The 15,960-nt window shown below is 32.4% G+C and carries 14 protein-coding genes; 3 read left to right on the forward strand and 11 right to left on the reverse strand.

Annotated features, from left to right (window positions below; genetic code table 11):
• Positions 1-117: 117 nt before the first annotated feature.
• From LPB87_RS08045 to LPB87_RS08060, 4 genes are all read right to left on the reverse strand, one after another.
• Positions 118-2,673 carry a T9SS type A sorting domain-containing protein gene (locus LPB87_RS08045; protein WP_230605603.1) on the reverse strand — a complete coding sequence of 852 codons (2,556 nt, stop codon included), beginning with the start codon at positions 2,671-2,673 and terminating at the stop codon, positions 118-120.
• A gap of 338 nt (positions 2,674-3,011) precedes the next feature.
• The gene (locus LPB87_RS08050; protein ID WP_230605605.1) at positions 3,012-3,797 is read right to left on the reverse strand and encodes a hypothetical protein; all 786 of its coding nucleotides are present in this window, start codon (positions 3,795-3,797) and stop codon (positions 3,012-3,014) included.
• A 145-nt stretch (positions 3,798-3,942) separates the two neighbouring features.
• On the reverse strand, positions 3,943-4,452 hold the full coding sequence (locus LPB87_RS08055) for a DUF6646 family protein (RefSeq protein WP_129540154.1): 510 nt from the start codon (positions 4,450-4,452) through the stop codon (positions 3,943-3,945).
• A 43-nt stretch (positions 4,453-4,495) separates the two neighbouring features.
• Complete coding sequence (locus LPB87_RS08060; RefSeq protein WP_129540153.1) at positions 4,496-5,221, reverse strand: metallophosphoesterase family protein; 726 nt, start codon at positions 5,219-5,221, stop codon at positions 4,496-4,498.
• A 189-nt stretch (positions 5,222-5,410) separates the two neighbouring features.
• On the opposite strand from LPB87_RS08060, the gene dinB reads away from it, so the two are divergent.
• The 3 genes from dinB to LPB87_RS08075 all read left to right on the forward strand — a co-directional run bounded on the left by dinB (position 5,411) and on the right by LPB87_RS08075 (position 8,144).
• Positions 5,411-6,493 carry a DNA polymerase IV gene (gene dinB / locus LPB87_RS08065; RefSeq protein WP_230605606.1) on the forward strand — a complete coding sequence of 361 codons (1,083 nt, stop codon included), beginning with the start codon at positions 5,411-5,413 and terminating at the stop codon, positions 6,491-6,493.
• Positions 6,494-6,658: 165 nt separating this feature from the next.
• Positions 6,659-7,459, forward strand: coding sequence for a hypothetical protein (locus tag LPB87_RS08070; protein WP_230605607.1), 801 nt, complete (start codon positions 6,659-6,661; stop codon positions 7,457-7,459).
• Positions 7,460-7,628: 169 nt separating this feature from the next.
• Complete coding sequence (locus tag LPB87_RS08075; protein WP_230605608.1) at positions 7,629-8,144, forward strand: PAS domain-containing protein; 516 nt, start codon at positions 7,629-7,631, stop codon at positions 8,142-8,144.
• 56 nt (positions 8,145-8,200) lie between these two features.
• Here LPB87_RS08075 and LPB87_RS08080 read toward each other — a convergent pair whose 3' ends face one another.
• From LPB87_RS08080 to LPB87_RS08110, 7 genes are all read right to left on the reverse strand, one after another.
• Positions 8,201-8,977, reverse strand: a complete 777-nt coding sequence (locus LPB87_RS08080) for a Bax inhibitor-1/YccA family protein (RefSeq protein ID WP_129540149.1) — start codon at positions 8,975-8,977, stop codon at positions 8,201-8,203.
• A gap of 689 nt (positions 8,978-9,666) precedes the next feature.
• On the reverse strand, positions 9,667-11,037 hold the full coding sequence (locus LPB87_RS08085; RefSeq protein ID WP_230605609.1) for an NADH-quinone oxidoreductase subunit N: 1,371 nt from the start codon (positions 11,035-11,037) through the stop codon (positions 9,667-9,669).
• A gap of 144 nt (positions 11,038-11,181) precedes the next feature.
• A complete protein-coding gene (locus LPB87_RS08090; RefSeq protein ID WP_230605610.1) occupies positions 11,182-12,621 on the reverse strand; it encodes an NADH-quinone oxidoreductase subunit M in 1,440 nt (479 codons plus the stop codon).
• A 13-nt stretch (positions 12,622-12,634) separates the two neighbouring features.
• Positions 12,635-14,515 carry an NADH-quinone oxidoreductase subunit L gene (gene nuoL / locus LPB87_RS08095; RefSeq protein ID WP_230605611.1) on the reverse strand — a complete coding sequence of 627 codons (1,881 nt, stop codon included), beginning with the start codon at positions 14,513-14,515 and terminating at the stop codon, positions 12,635-12,637.
• 6 nt (positions 14,516-14,521) lie between these two features.
• Positions 14,522-14,842, reverse strand: coding sequence for an NADH-quinone oxidoreductase subunit NuoK (nuoK, locus tag LPB87_RS08100; RefSeq protein WP_035618229.1), 321 nt, complete (start codon positions 14,840-14,842; stop codon positions 14,522-14,524).
• The gene (locus tag LPB87_RS08105; RefSeq protein ID WP_129540145.1) at positions 14,835-15,380 is read right to left on the reverse strand and encodes an NADH-quinone oxidoreductase subunit J; all 546 of its coding nucleotides are present in this window, start codon (positions 15,378-15,380) and stop codon (positions 14,835-14,837) included. Before LPB87_RS08105 ends, nuoK begins: the two co-directional genes overlap by 8 nt.
• A complete protein-coding gene (locus LPB87_RS08110; protein WP_230605612.1) occupies positions 15,380-15,925 on the reverse strand; it encodes an NADH-quinone oxidoreductase subunit I in 546 nt (181 codons plus the stop codon). Before LPB87_RS08110 ends, LPB87_RS08105 begins: the two co-directional genes overlap by 1 nt.
• Positions 15,926-15,960 lie beyond the last annotated feature (35 nt).

Consider the following 15,960-nt stretch of genomic DNA (forward strand, 5'->3'; position numbering starts at 1 on the left):
TGTGTATGTTTTTTTGTTGATTTTACTTTTTAAGATAGATTTTGCAATATAGTTGCAATAACATAAAAAGCTTCCGGTTACGGAAGCCTTTTGTATTGATTAATAATTTGATAGCAATTACTTTTTAATTATAATTTGGTTTAAAGTGCCTTCTGTTGTTTGTACTTTTACTAAGTAACTTCCAGAGGTTAAATGACTCATGTCAATTGTTTCAATATCTTTTCCAGTGGTTTTTACCAATGAACCATTCATATTGTAAATCATTACTTTCTCTATATTTTGATTTGAGTTTGATAAGTGTAAATAATCAGTCACTGGATTAGGATATAAGATTATTTTTTTTGCTTCAACAGTTTTATCCACACCTAATGTAGTTTTGTACTCAGTGCTTATATAGTATAAATTTGCTGTATCTCCCTTTGTTATGGTATTATTTCCTGCCGGTACTGTGATAGAAACAATTCCTGTACTTGCAGTGTAGTTTATACCGTTAATTTTAACTTTTCCTGAAAAAGCATTGTCAAATACCAAGGTTAATGTTGATTCATTAGTTGTAGTATATGTTATAGTTGTGCTTGTTTCTATCTTTAGGCGTGCAGTTAATGCTAAACCAGAATAGTTTACAGATCCTGCCGAGGAATTCATGTTACCAGTGATGTTGTAGAATGAGCTTTCTTTGATAGATGCTGTAAAGTTGTGTATTTGAGTTCCAGATGCACTTCCTGTTGGTATAACTTTAACTGTCCCTGACAACGTTGCTGGAGTTCCTAATGATCCAATTGTAGTCACTGAATAGGATAGAGTAGTAGTAGGAGTTCCTGTGATTGTAATTGTTTTTGCAGAAGTATTTTTTACTGCGCTAACTCCTGATTCAGGAAGCCCAGATATAATTGCATCTGTAGCATCACCTCCCCAAGTTAAAACAATAGGCTCTATAGCTGTGTTTTCTGCTACCTCTTGGCTAATATTGTTCGTTGTTGCTATTAGTGTTTGACTACTGCTAGGTATAGTTTGTTCGCCTTGAATTGCTTTCAAAGTAGTTTTGTAGCTTATTAATGCATTTTTTAAAGGGGTGTTCACTGCATACGAAGCATCATCTACAGCATTGTTAAAACTAAATTTAAAATCACCACCACTCATACGACCAGCGTATTGCATAACTTTTGTTTTTACATCTTCTGGACTATCGGGTGTATATGGATACATTATTGCCAAATTGGTGTCGAAGTTGTTATAGGTATTCCCTCCTGCACTTGATTTAACTGTTGCTGGTACTTGTTCGTTTCTTGTGAGAGCTACATAGGCGTCGAAGTCTGTTGTAGAATTAATTTTACCAGTAATATTATATAAAGAATTTGGGTCGGCATAGGCTACAAAGCGCATTGAGTTGGTAGCAATAGACGTGTCTAATATATTATTAAATGCTTTTATTGATCCACCTGCTTCACCTGAAAAGGTCCCTTGGTTTCCAGGGTCATTTGCTTGTTTTGTGCTGTTCCATATGTCAGTACCTTGCATAGAGATTAGCATTGGGTTTTTAGCATTGCGAAAATAGTTTGCTTCCATAAATAGAGAAGAACCCAAAGTAGCTCCTGAACCGTATTTAGAATTTCCATCATAATAGTTGTTGTATATATGGGCTGAATAATAACGCACACGTGGATGGCGTGAGTCAGAGTGATCATACCAATTATGATGATAGGTGATATATCCAGGATTAACTCCTTCGCTTAAGCCTAAAAGATTTGATTTGCCACTATCCCAAAAGTGATTGTATGAGAATGTAACGTAATTTGATTTTTTACTATCTAATGCACCATCCCCTTTTATTTGATCGGCATCGCTGCCTGCATTTCCATAAAAGAAATCGCAATTATGCACCCAAACATATTCATTGTTTTGTTGAAGACCAATATTATCACCTTCGCCACTGTTGCAGTTCATAGTACCAATATTACGTATCTCGATATTAGATGCATTCTTGATTCGTATTCCCCATCCATCGGCTACAGCATCATCCCCAATTCCTTCTAGAGTGATGTAAGATGCTGTTGCATTATTATTTTCGATTACGATATCACCCGCTAACATATAATCAAGATCTGTTATCTGTCCAATCATACGTATAATTAGTGGGCGTAAATCTTTCCCTTTTTTATATCCATCCAATATCGATTGTAAGCCTACTGATGGACTTGGTGTTGCTCCAGTTACAGCCAATGAAACTGTGTTTTTAGTAGTTTCTGTTATGTAAATTATTACTGCTCCATTTTTAGGAGTACCATCTAAATTGTATGCTCCGGGTACGCGACCGTTAGTAAAGGCAAATCCAGCACGGTCATGAGATTTTACTGTAATTGCTGTTGTTGTTGAGCCAGTTCCTTCTGAGCCTGCTATCACCGGTTTTATTTTTATAGTGTATGTGCCAGCTTTTATCCCTGGTATGTCTGCACGATAGTAGCTTCCGTAACTGCGTATAAGTTGATTGTCTATTTTTTGATCTGTTATTCCCATTCCTGTATAGTACACATTGTAGCTTTGAGCGTTAGCAACAGGTTGCCATTTTACATATGCAGATTCTAGCCATCCAGTAGCTTCGTTAATGGATACTTGTTGTGCCCATATTTGGATAGAAGCAAGTGAAATTGTCAAAAAAAGTAATAGTTTCTTCATAATTTTGGTTTTTTGTTAATGGTTGGTTTTGAATAGATTACTGTTAACGGTTGTTTTATTGTTAAAATGTAATCGATTACACGAATGTAAATAAAAATTATATATTATTATTTATTTTATATAAAAAATACAGATAATAAAAAAATATCCATTTTAAATATTAATTATGTAATGATATTGTTTTGATGTTGCGTATTAGATAATGTCTGAAAAATGTTGACTTCGCGCGATATCGGTTCTTTTCTTTTTTGAGAATTTATGATATAAAAAAAAGCAACCCGTAAGAGTTGCTTTTTTGAGATTATGTACGTAAATACTACATTCTGATTTACAGTTGTTTATTTTTTGGGTTTTATTATTCTTAATGAATATAATAATTTGCCTTTTCTATAAGATGGCTTTTCATCAGACTTAGTTAGAAGTACAAGGTCATATAATTCTATTTTATCTTTTTGAAATTCAATCCCTAATTTTTTATCAGATCCATCAACAGTGGTAAAGCGTATTGCTGTTATGCCTCGAGTATCTGCTGAATCGCCATTGATGCTAATATAATAGTCTTTAAAATTTGAAAGACCACTTACTTTCCCGTCTTCAGTAAACTTAATTTCAGTTTTTGAAGATTTGATTGAATAGGTGTTCTCTGAGAGTGTTTTATTTATTAAAAGACGAAGTACAGTTACGTTTGTCTCTTTTGCTTTTTTGACCAATGAGCTATCTGCTTTGACATATTCTTGTGAATGATAACGTTCATCAAGTGGTAGTAGTATTAAATTTCCGTCTTGAATTACTGCTTTTTGAGTTTTGGTTTCATACAAATGGTTGACTAAAGTGTCGTTCTTAAAAGAAGCCAAATGTTTGCTTTTTTCAAGATCTTCATTAATAAAAGTAATACTGTCTTTTAAATTTTCTGGCACTATTATTTCTGTAACACCATTGTTAATGGTTTTGATTCCATTATCAATAATTATATCGTCTATAAAATTTTTTGCAATCCAAGTACCTGCGAAGGTATTAGGCTGTTCTTTTTCAGTTTCCTTTTTGGAATCTTTACATGACGTAGCTGTAAGTATTAAAAATGCTATTGATGTACAGTAAAAAGTATTTTCGATAAATTTTTTCATAATTGCAGTGTAAATAATTTAATACAAATGTATTTAATAAATAATTGATAGCTAGTAAGTTTGTAGTAAAAAAAAGACCATTTGAAAATTCAAATGGTCTTTTGGATATGATTAAGCTATTTAGCTGAAATTAGATGTCTTTTTTCTATAAACTAAAAGAAGCACCTAAGCTAAAAGTAAATTGATTATTTAAGTGATCAAATATTTTGTCGTTGTTACCATATTTAGCAATTGGAAAACCAAGTTCTGTGAATACTCCAAATCCATCTGTAAAGAAATAACGACCACCAACATGGCCACCAAAATTTCTTAATCCAAGGCTTAAACCTGGGTAAACATCTAGTTTTTCATCAACATTTATCACGCTTCCTAAGTTTGCGTTCATTCTAACCTTTGCGTCAAAACGATCTTTAAAAGCTGGCTTTAAAGTTCCGTCAAATACATTATATTCTTTTACATCTAATAAATAGCTACTTACAATTCCAACAGAAAAATTTTCTCCTAGACCAAAATCTATAGAACCTTGAATTCCAGTACCACCATCTTGAATGTTTGCACCAATGTTAACTTTAGTGTCTCCTTTTCCGCTAAATGCTTGCTGTGCTTGAGTTAAACCAAATACGAATAAAAACGCAAGTGTAATAATCTTTTTCATAAAATATAGGGATTTATTTTTTGCAAAAATAAGGCTTTATATATCAATTCCTACCCTTTTCGTCAAAATACAATTCGTTCAAAGGGTCGCTTTGCCAGTATTCTTTACTGTCAATATCCATAATTGTTAGTCTTCCTGTAAATGCAGCACCAGTATCAACATTCCAAACATTGGCTTTTTGTATAGGAACAGTTTCGTGAATTCTTGTAACTGGGGTGTGTCCAATAAAAATTTCTTTATAAAGTTTTAATCTTTTTGGATAGAGTAGTGAATCTGTTTCCATATTTGGATCTAATGCCATAGCAGTTTCCCACAGCGTTCTATCCCAAAAAAAAGATTCAAATGAATATTCGTAAGTTACACCTCTTAAGTTAGTAAAACCTGCATGAATAAATAATCTATTTTCTGAATCTAGATAATAACCTTGTAATGACTCAAGAAAAGCAACGTGTATCTGTTTGTGTGTATCACTAATCGATTCGTAAGCGAGAACAGTTGATTCACCACCATGATGATGCCATAACTCATTGTCTCTGCCGTCTCTCATCCATTGTTGAAGTAAATCATCATGATTACCTCGGATGCAAATACAATTTTGGTTTTGTTTTAATTCAATTAAAAAATCAATTACTTGAGGAGATTGACTCCAACCATCAACATAATCACCCAAGAAAATTAAGGTGTCTTTGTTTGTTACAGAGGCCCTTTCGAGTACTTGTTTCAAAGCAATTAAGCCACCGTGTATGTCTCCAATAACGAATGTTCTCATTTTAATGTTTTGTAATGTACTTACAAAAATAGGAGAAAATCATTTGGTTTTTGCTTATTCACTTGTTAATGTTTGTTATTATCTTCAAAATCTATTACTGCCTGTTTTGCATGAAAAATTTAACTTATGAGTAAAAATATTTATGTCTTTTTTATTCTCTATTGTTGGTTTCCTATCTAAATTTGTACTATGTCTGATGTACCTACATATCGAAAAATTATCCATATTGATATGGATGCATTTTATGCCTCGGTAGAGCAAATGGATAATCCAGATTTGCGTGGGAAACCTATTGCTGTGGGCGGTTCTGAGAATCGTGGTGTTGTGGCGGCAGCAAGTTATGAGGCTCGTAAATTTGGTGTTCGAAGTGCAATAAGTGGTATGCAGGCTAAGCGTAATTGTCCACAGCTTATCTTTGTTCGTCCACGATTTGATCGATATAAAGAGATATCAAATAAAATTCATAAAATTTTTCATGAATATACCGATTTAGTTGAGCCACTTTCGCTTGACGAAGCTTATCTTGATGTTACAATTAACAAAAAAGGAAATCCAAGTGCGAGTTTATTGGCTGAAGAAATTAGATTGCGAATTTTTAATGAAGTTGGATTAACAGCTTCAGCAGGAATTTCGGTAAATAAATTTGTAGCTAAAATTGCCAGTGATTACAACAAGCCCAATGGTCAAAAAACGGTAAATCCAGATGAGATGATTGCTTTTTTGGAAGAATTACCAATTAGAAAGTTTTATGGAGTGGGGAAGGTAACTACCGAAAAAATGTACCAACTTGGTGTTTTTACAGGGACTGATTTAAAGAGTAAAAGCTTAGAATTTTTAGAAAAACATTTCGGAAAATCGGGGACTTTTTATTATCATGTTGTGCGTGGAGTTCATAATAGTGAGGTGAAATCTAATAGAATAACAAAGTCGGTGGCAGCAGAACATACTTTTGATGTTAACCTTTCTTCGGAAATATTCATGTTGGAGCAACTCGAACGAATCGCAATTTCTTTAGAGCGACGTTTACAGAAGCATAAGATTTCTGGTAAAACGGTTACTCTTAAAATAAAGTACAGCGACTTTACGCAACAAACTCGAAGTAAAACACTCCCTTATTTCATAGCCGATAAAAACTTGATTCTTGAAACTGTAAAAGAGTTGTTGTATCAGGAACGAATGAAAGATTCAGTTCGTTTATTAGGGATTTCATTAAGCAATCTTAATACTGAAGTAAAAAAAGCGATTGTTGTACAGCTTAAGTTTGAGTTTTAAATGATTTAAAAAGAGGTGTTAAATGCTCAATATGGTTATAATTACTTGGCTTTTAGATTTATCTTCGAGTTGAAGCAATTGCTTAAATTTGGGATGGTTGTGATATTGTTTTTGTTATTTAAAAAAAACATAAAAAAATCACTTTTTTTAATTTAAAAGTAAATTATGAATACTGAATATTTATTTGAGAAGTTACGGAGTGCCCCTGTAGGGTTTGGTGTTGATGAAACAGAAGTTTGGCTTAGCGACATTCCTGAAATTCAGAGCCTCAGTGAAATTGAAGATGTTTTCTTAAGTGAAAACTTATCCATCAATGAGATAGATTCACTTGGATTGATAATTAAAAGAAAATATATTGAGAGCTCTGGTGAAAATATTTTTTCTGGAGGGTGTTTTGAGAATCAAATAAAGAGAGCCGGAATAAGCGACATTTACAGTGGACTTTCTATTTCCCAGGATAGCAGTAGTGTTTTGGATTTCTCAGCGCTAAACAAAAAACTAATAAAACTAGAAATACACATTGCAAGAAAAGCCCAGAAAATTATCTTGCCAAACAACTTGCTTTTTGAAGCGCTAGATATAAGCCATACACCTAAGCTAGAGTGCATAGACAATATTGAATTACTCAAAAAAATCAAAATTCTATCTCTGCGTAATTGTACAAATCATATCGACCTCCAATTTATTGAGAGCTTGAGTGAACTACGAATACTCTCCCTTTCTGACAATAAAAATCTACCTGAATTAGATTTTTTAAACGAGGACATCCCCATTGTAACTTTAGACTTAGCAGTAACGAATGCTATAAAGCTCAAGAGAACAATAGCAAACCTACCGAAACTCAAAAAACTTAAGCATTTAAACATCAAAGCCAACCAAAAAGAATTAAGACAGCTCAGAGAGCATTTACCAAAGTGTGTTGTTAATGGGTTTTCGTTTGATCAAGCTTTGAAAGCAGGATTATAATCTGCTCTGTTATTAGGGATTTTATTAAGCAGTCTTAATATTGAAGTTAAGTAAGCTATCGTTGTTTAGCTTAAGTTTAGCTTTTAAATTGCTTAAACATGCGTTAAATGAGTAATAAGTATCATGATTAGTGCTGTTTTCAATTTATCTTTGAATAAAATTTTAATTTATGTATGATTTAGATGCTTACGATGCCGCAATTGCAAAATATCATCAAGAGATGAATTGCAATGTTGTCCCAGTGATTTCATGGGATTTTCATCATGTGTCTTTAAATGATTTAAAAAGTAATTATTCAGATTGGCAAAAGGTACTTTATATTGCAAATAGATTTCACTGGGATGATTCCGAATTTAATGTTTTAGAAAGATTGAAAGAGGAAGTTGTAGTAGTTACAGATTTGAAGTTGAAGATTGTTTTTGCTTCCAATCGTATTTTTAATATGACAGGTTATAGAGAAGATGAAGTTGTGGGTAAATCGCCAAAAATGTTTCAAGGACCTGAAACTTCTTCCGTTGTTAGAGAGGAAATTAGATTAGCTATAAAATCTCATGAAATTTTCGAAAAGACTATTTTGAATTATAAGAAAAATGGGGAGACCTATTTCTGTACAATAAATGCATTTCCAGTTTTTAACTTAAAAGGAAAGTTGACACATTTTATTGCTTTTGAAAAAGCAGCCTAATAAAAAAGCCTTTTTGATTTTCAAAAAGGCTTTTTGTATATAATTATTTGAAACGATTAGTCTCTACTATTTAGTTTAGATAGCAATCTTAAGAATTCAATATACAGCCAAACAAGAGTAATCATTAATCCCATTGCACCGTACCATTCCATAAACTTTGGCATTTTTTCTTTAACACCTTCTTCTATTCTATCAAAATCCAAGAACAGGTTTAAAGCAGCAATAACGATTACAAAAACACTAATACCAATACTCATCATAGAGCTACCATGATGAACAGGAGTAAAGCTTGTAAACATTGAAACTAACCAAGAGATTAGGTAATAAGTTGCAATTGCCAAGGTAGCTGCCATAACAACCGATTTGAATTGCTCAGTTACTTTTACAATTTTGTATTTATATAAACCTAAACAAACCATGAATGTTACGAATGTTGCACCAACAGCTTGTATTACGATTCCTGGATACATTGCTTCAAAGATTGCAGATATTCCACCAATAAATAAACCTTCAAACAAAGCATAGCCTGGAGCTAAGTAAGGAGAAAGTTGCGGTTTGAATGCTGCAACAACAACTAAAATTAATCCAATGATTGCTCCACCAATTGTAGGAAGCATAGGGTTGATTCCGTTAAAAGACATCCACCAAGTTATCATTGCAGTAGCTGTAAGCAATAAAAATAAAATAAGAGTTTTATTGATAGTACCAGATAGTGTCATTTCATTACCATAATCGATAATTGTTGCCTGATGAGGATTCTCACTTTTTGCTGCAACCGAAGTTGGAGAAAAACGTTTATTACTTAAAAACGGATTGTTTGAGTTGAAAGCCATAATAGATTTAGATTTTAAAACGTACCAAATATAACGCATATTTTGATATTTGCTCTAATCCCTATAAATATTTTAACACTTGAATTATTCCTCTTTTATGCCAAGAGGCTTCTGAAATGGTTGGGGGTTTTAAATAAAATGTAGTTTTATAAAGTTGCAAGGCATAATAGTTTGGAAGATTATTAATATTTCAAAATTGATGATTTTAATTTTCAATTGATTTCAATCAAATCAAAATGCTGTTAAGTTAGGAAAGTCCCCTTTAATGCTATACTGAATGTTTGTCACGCTAAGTAACAAAGCCACTAAGCAATTTAGATATAAACTTTGCGCCTTGGCCTCTTTGCGAGAAAATTTACTGAATACATTTTATTTATGCGTTGCCTCCAGCTTTAGCTGGAGGAATATTAGGTAAGTCTAGTATTGGCTTTAGCCAAATCTCAGTATTCTTTTGGCTAAAGCCAGATTTATTATCAATTCATTTAACCTCCAGCTAAAGCAGGAGGCAATTCATTCTGTATAGTCTTAAAAAAAACTATGCTATTAAAGTTGACTATAAAATATGAAATCATGTAAATCATTTAAGTTCATTTAAGAAAAATAACTAAAATTCATATTTTAATAAATGGTCTAAATAAAAAAGCCACCAAGTTTAAAACTTGATGGCTTGTATTTTTCTATGATATTATCTAGTTCAAAAGATCTAATACTAATGAAGGGAATAATCCAATAATGATGTTTAATACGATCGAAATTATTGCAACTGCATATATAACAACTGGAGTTCCAGTACGAGCTTCGTTAGGCTCTTTAGTGTACATTGCTAATATTAATTTGAAATAATAACCAACACTTATGATAGAGTTAATTACTGCAACAATTACTAATGCTAGGTATCCTGCTTGTAATGCTTGATTGAACAAGAATAACTTAGCAAAGAATCCTGCAAAAATTGGAATACCAGCCATAGATAAAAGCGAAGCCGTAAGGATTGCTGCTAATAATGGATTCGTTTTTCCTAAACCATGGAAATTTGTGATATCCTCGTTATCTTGGTTTTTGCAAACATATAATATTACGCTAAAAGCTGCTATTCCAGCTAATGCATAAGCAGTTGTGTAATATAAAAGAGTTCCTGCTGATGTAGCTAAGGTTAATAATGTCATTAACATGAAACCTGCATGCGAAATACCTGAATAGGCAAGCATACGTTTTACGTTAACTTGACGCAATGCCATAATGTTACCAACTGTCATAGACAACATTGAAACGATTACAATCACGATAACATAACTTTCAGAAAGCTCAGCATTTAGTATCGTTAATAGTTTGTATAAAGTAGCAATAGCAACAACTTTAGCCAAAGTGCTCATTAAAGCAGTTGTTAGTGCAGGAGAACCTTCGTAAACGTCTGGAGCCCAAAAGTGAAATGGAACAGCAGCAACTTTAAACAACATACCAACAGTTAGTAAAACAATACCAATTGGAAACCAAATAGGCAATTCAGCAGATTGAGATAATTCACTAATTTCAATTACATCAAAACTTCCCATAGCTCCGTAAATCAAACAGATTCCGAATAAGATAATTCCAGATGCAAATGAACCCATTAAGAAATATTTCATTCCAGCTTCATTACTTTTTATTTTCATTCTGTCACTTGCTGCTAAAACGTATAGAGCAATAGATAATACTTCGATTCCTAAAAAGAACATAGCTAAGTTTCCAAAAGAAACCATTGCTACAGCTCCTGCCAATAAGAATATTTTGATAGATACAAAATCAGATATCTTCGTTTGGTGATCTTCGTAGAAGTTATGACTTAAAGCCACTAAGAAAATCGTTAAAACAATAAACAAAGATGAAAACGACGTAGAGTATTTACTCACCGAAATCATGTTATTGTAGTAACTTTCAGTTAAACCAAATTCTGAATAGTTTATTGCCAAAACGCCTAATAAACCAATTATAGTTACTGGTATAATGGCTTTTCTTAAATTAAGAATTTCAAACAGTAGGCAAAAAACACCCAATCCTATGATAGCTATTAATGTATTCATTTTTGTTTTTTTGATATAGGAAATCTAAAACTAATGATGCCCTAATTTATTTATTTAAAAATATGTTATTTATTCTTTAGCAGTGTAAGTTTTTAAGAATCAGATAAACTGAAGTCAAAAATAATTACACTTTATTCTAAAAATTTAATTTCTATGTATAACTTTTAAAATTATATCTAAACTTGGAGTAATCAAATCTGTAATTGGTTTTGGATATAATCCAAAAAAGAATAATACAGCTATAATTGCTACAAGTGAAATTCCTTCAGAGATAGATACATCAGCAAAAGGTTTCGTATTTGTTTCGCCTAACATTGCATGTTGGAACATTTTAAGCATATAGTAAGCTCCTAATATAATTGTTGTTCCACCTAAAACGGCAAACCAAATATTAATTTGAGAAAGGCTATATAATACTGTGAATTCTCCAACGAAGTTAAATGTAGATGGTAGTGCTACCGATGCCAATACCAAAATTAAGAACATCGAAGTGAACTTAGGCGATTGGTAACGAATTCCACCCATTTCAGAAATAACTCTAGTTTCGTATCTTCTAAAAATGATTTCGGCAGCTAAGAATAAACCAACGACTACAAAACCGTGAGCAATCATTTGTAAAACAGATCCGCTTAAACCATCAGCAGTTAATGTATAAGTACCTGCAGCAATTAGCCCAACGTGTGCTAATGAAGAATATGCAAGTAATTTTTTTAAGTCTTTTTGTCTTAATGCTACAATCGATCCATATATTACTCCAGCAATACCTAATCCGATGAATATAGACATGTATTCTTTTGCAGGAAGTGGAGCAATTGGCAATTGCCAACGAATGATGCTGTATAGTCCCATTTTAAGCATGATACCAGATAAAAGCATAGTTCCTGCAGTAGGTGCTTTTTGGTACACACTTGCTTGCCAAGTATGAAATGGAATAAGTGGAATCTTAATAGCATATGCTAAGAAGAAAGCTAAGAAAATCCAAAGTTGCTCAGTTGCAGTTAAATCCAGTTCATATAAATCAGTCAATAAGAAGCTACCTGCTTTTGTATATAAATAAACAAATGCCACAAGCATAAATAATGAACCAGCAAGAGTGTAGATAAAGAATTTAACTACCGCTTTTCTGCGTTCTTCAGTATCACCATTACCCCAAATTAAGGCAATGAAATAAATAGGGATTAATGATAATTCCCAGAAAATATAATATAACAAACCATCTGCTGCTAGGAAAGTCCCCACCATTGCAAATGCCATGAATAAGATTAAGGCATAGAATCCTTTTGCATTTGGATATGAATTACCAAAAGAAGAGAGTATGATTATTGGTGTTAACGCAGTTGTTAATAATAACATTGCAATAGCCAATCCATCTGCATTTAATACAAATGAAATTTTAGGCTGAATAATCCATTGGCTAATATAATCAATGCTTTCGCCAAGATTATAATGATTTAATAAAACAATCGAACAACCTAAAGCGGCCAAACTAAAGAACAGGGCTACTTTTGAAGCTAGTTTATCACCCACAAAATAAGTGACAAATGCACCAATTAAAAGTATAATTAATATAAGAGAAACGTTCATAGTTATTAAATTATTAAGCTAAAAATATATAAGAAACAATGGCACACATACCCAAAACAAAAGCGAATAAATACAATCCGATACTTCCATTCTGTAATCTTCTACCTTGATAACTTATCTCATTGGTTACTTTTCCTAATCCGAAAACAAGTGCTGATAAACTTGTTTCAACATAATCTCTAAAGAATTTAGATAATCCATTAATAGAGCGTACAAATAGAAAGTCATAAAGTTCATCAACATAATATTTGTTGTATAATACTTTTGTAACTCCAGTTATAGACTCATCTTCACCAGGAACATTATTTTGTTTGATGTATTTTAAGTAGGCAATAAAAATTCCAACTAAACCACCAAGAACTGCAACACCCATTAAAGTGTATTCAGTAGTTCCTAAATGATGAGCTTCGCCAGCTACTTTTGTAAAAAGAGGTGCTAAATAAGTATTCAACCAGCTATTTCCAGGCAAGCTTATCAATCCACCAAAAGTAGCTAAGATTGCTAAAATGATTAGTGGAAAAGTAATCAAAGCAGGACTTTCATGTAAATGACTTTTTTGGTGCTCTGTTCCTCTAAAATCTTTAAAGAAAGTTAAGAACATTAATCTAAACATATAAAAAGCAGTCATGATAGATGCAACTGATGCAATAACATAAAGTGGAATGCTTTTATCAAATGCAGTCAGTAATATTTCATCTTTAGAGAAGAATCCAGAAAACAATGGAACTCCCGATATTGCCAATGATGAAACAAGCATTGTAATAAAAGTAATTGGCATTGCTTTACGCAATCCACCCATTTTACGCATATCTTGTTCACCGTGTAAAGCGTGAATTACAGAACCAGAACCCAAGAATAAACAAGCTTTAAAGAAAGCGTGTGTTATAACGTGAAAAACGGCTACTTCGTAAGCACCTAATCCTAATGCTAAGAACATTAATCCTAATTGCGAAACAGTAGAGTAAGCCAATACTTTTTTAATATCATTTTGAACCAAACCGATTGTTGCAGCAACTAATGAAGTTATTGCTCCAATAACAGCAATTAAGCTTTGCACATCTGGAGTTAAATCAAAAACAAAGTTTAATCGGGTAATCATAAAGATACCAGCTGTTACCATCGTAGCCGCGTGAATTAATGCAGAAACTGGAGTTGGTCCAGCCATCGCATCAGGCAACCATGTATATAATGGGATTTGAGCCGATTTTCCACAAGCACCAATAAACAAACAGAATGCTGCTGCAGAAAGCATATAGATGTTTAAATCTGTAGCACTAGCGATTGCAGTTTTTAAAGTTGCATAATCTAAAGTAGAGAACATAGAACCGATGATAAAAATACCAACTAGTAATCCTAAATCTCCAATTCTGTTCATGATGAAAGCCTTTTTTGCAGCATCATTATAGTCTTGGTTTTTATACCAGAAACCGATTAGTAAGTAAGAACAAAGTCCTACACCTTCCCAACCAATAAATAATACTAATAAGTTACTTCCAACAACAAGCGTAATCATGAAAAATACAAACAGGTTTAAGTAAGCAAAAAACTGGTGCATTTTTTCATCATCATGCATATAGCTGATAGAGTATAGGTGAATCAAAGAACCAATACCAGTTACAAAAAGTAACCAAAGCAATGACAATTGATCTAATAAGAAACCTAAATCAACTTTAAAATTACTTATCTGAATCCATTCAAATAAAGAAATGCTGATAGGTTGTTGAGTTTGATTTATTTGAAGGAAAAAATAAATAGACACAGCAAATGAAACAACTACAGAAAGAGTTCCTATAGCCCCAGAAACTGTCTTTCCTAAACTTTTTCCAAAGAAAACATTGATTAAAAATCCTAAAAAAGGAGCTAATACTAAAACTAAAGCTAAATTGGTATCCATTGCCATTTATCCTTTTAAATTTTTTAAATTATCGATACTAATTGAATGTATGTTTCTAAATATCGATACTAAAATTGCCAATCCAACTGCTACTTCAGCTGCAGCAACTGCCATCGAGAAAAATACGAATACTTGTCCTTGTGCATCTTGGTGATAAGTAGAGAAAGCGACAAATAATAAGTTTACTGCATTAAGCATGATTTCAATAGACATGAAAACGATAATCGCATTACGTCTGTATAAAACACCAAATATACCTACACAAAAAAGGACTACACTTAAAAATATGTAGTTTTCGATACCTATTTGATTTAAAATATTATTCATTATTTTTCGATTTTTCTTTTTTAGACAATAACACAGCTCCAATCATAGCAACTAAAAGTAAAATAGAAGCAAATTCAAAAGGAACCATATATTCGTTCAATAGTATTTTACCCAATACTTTAATCGATTGGAAATCTTCTCCTGTCGAGTCGTATTCTCCAACAATTGGTTTTGAATTAATAAATATTGCAATTAATACAACACAAATTAAACAGAAAGAAACTATTGCTCCCAAACGTGTAATTCGAGGTTTATGTACTTCGTTTTTCTCGTTCAGGTTCATCAACATTATCGTAAACAGGAATAAGATCATTATGGCTCCAGAATAGACTATAATGTGAACTATTGCTAGAAACTGAGCATTTAATAGTAAGTAATGACCCGCAATCGAGAAAAAGCAAATCACTAAATAAATAGCGCTATGAATAGGTGTACGACTAAAAATCGTTAAGAATGCGGTAATCACTGTTATGAAAGCTAAAATACAAAAAGTAATTTGTATTGCATTTGCATTAGCAAAATCAGGTATATGTATCATTAATTAGCGTTTTTAAGTTGTGCGTTTTTCATAGCCATTTCTAATGGCATCACTAATTTGTCTTTTCCAAAAATAAAATCTTCTCTGTTATAGCTAGAAGGAACCAATACTTTTGAAGTAGTTAGGTAAATTGCATCTTTAGGACAAGCCTCTTCACACAATCCACAAAAAATACAACGCAACATATTAATCTCATATATCGAAGCATATTTTTCTTCTCTGTACAAATGTTTTTCATCTGGTTTGCGCTCTTCAGCTTTCATAGTGATAGCCTCAGCAGGGCAAGATAAAGCACATAATCCACAAGCAGTACAGTTTTCGCGACCTTGCTCATCACGTTTTAGCATATGCTGTCCGCGGTAAACATCACTACGCTCACGAACTTGTTCTGGGTAATGAATTGTAGGTTTACGTTTGAACATATGTTTGATTGTAATGAACAATCCTTTAGCAATCGCTACAAGATACAATCGCTCAATAAAAGTCATCTCTTTATTTGAGACTACCTTTTTTCTACCCGATAATGATATAGTTTCTATTGACATTTTAATTTATCATTTACGATTTTGATTCCAAAACC

The organism is Flavobacterium sp. EDS (assembly GCF_020991525.1).
Lineage (GTDB): Bacteria > Bacteroidota > Bacteroidia > Flavobacteriales > Flavobacteriaceae > Flavobacterium.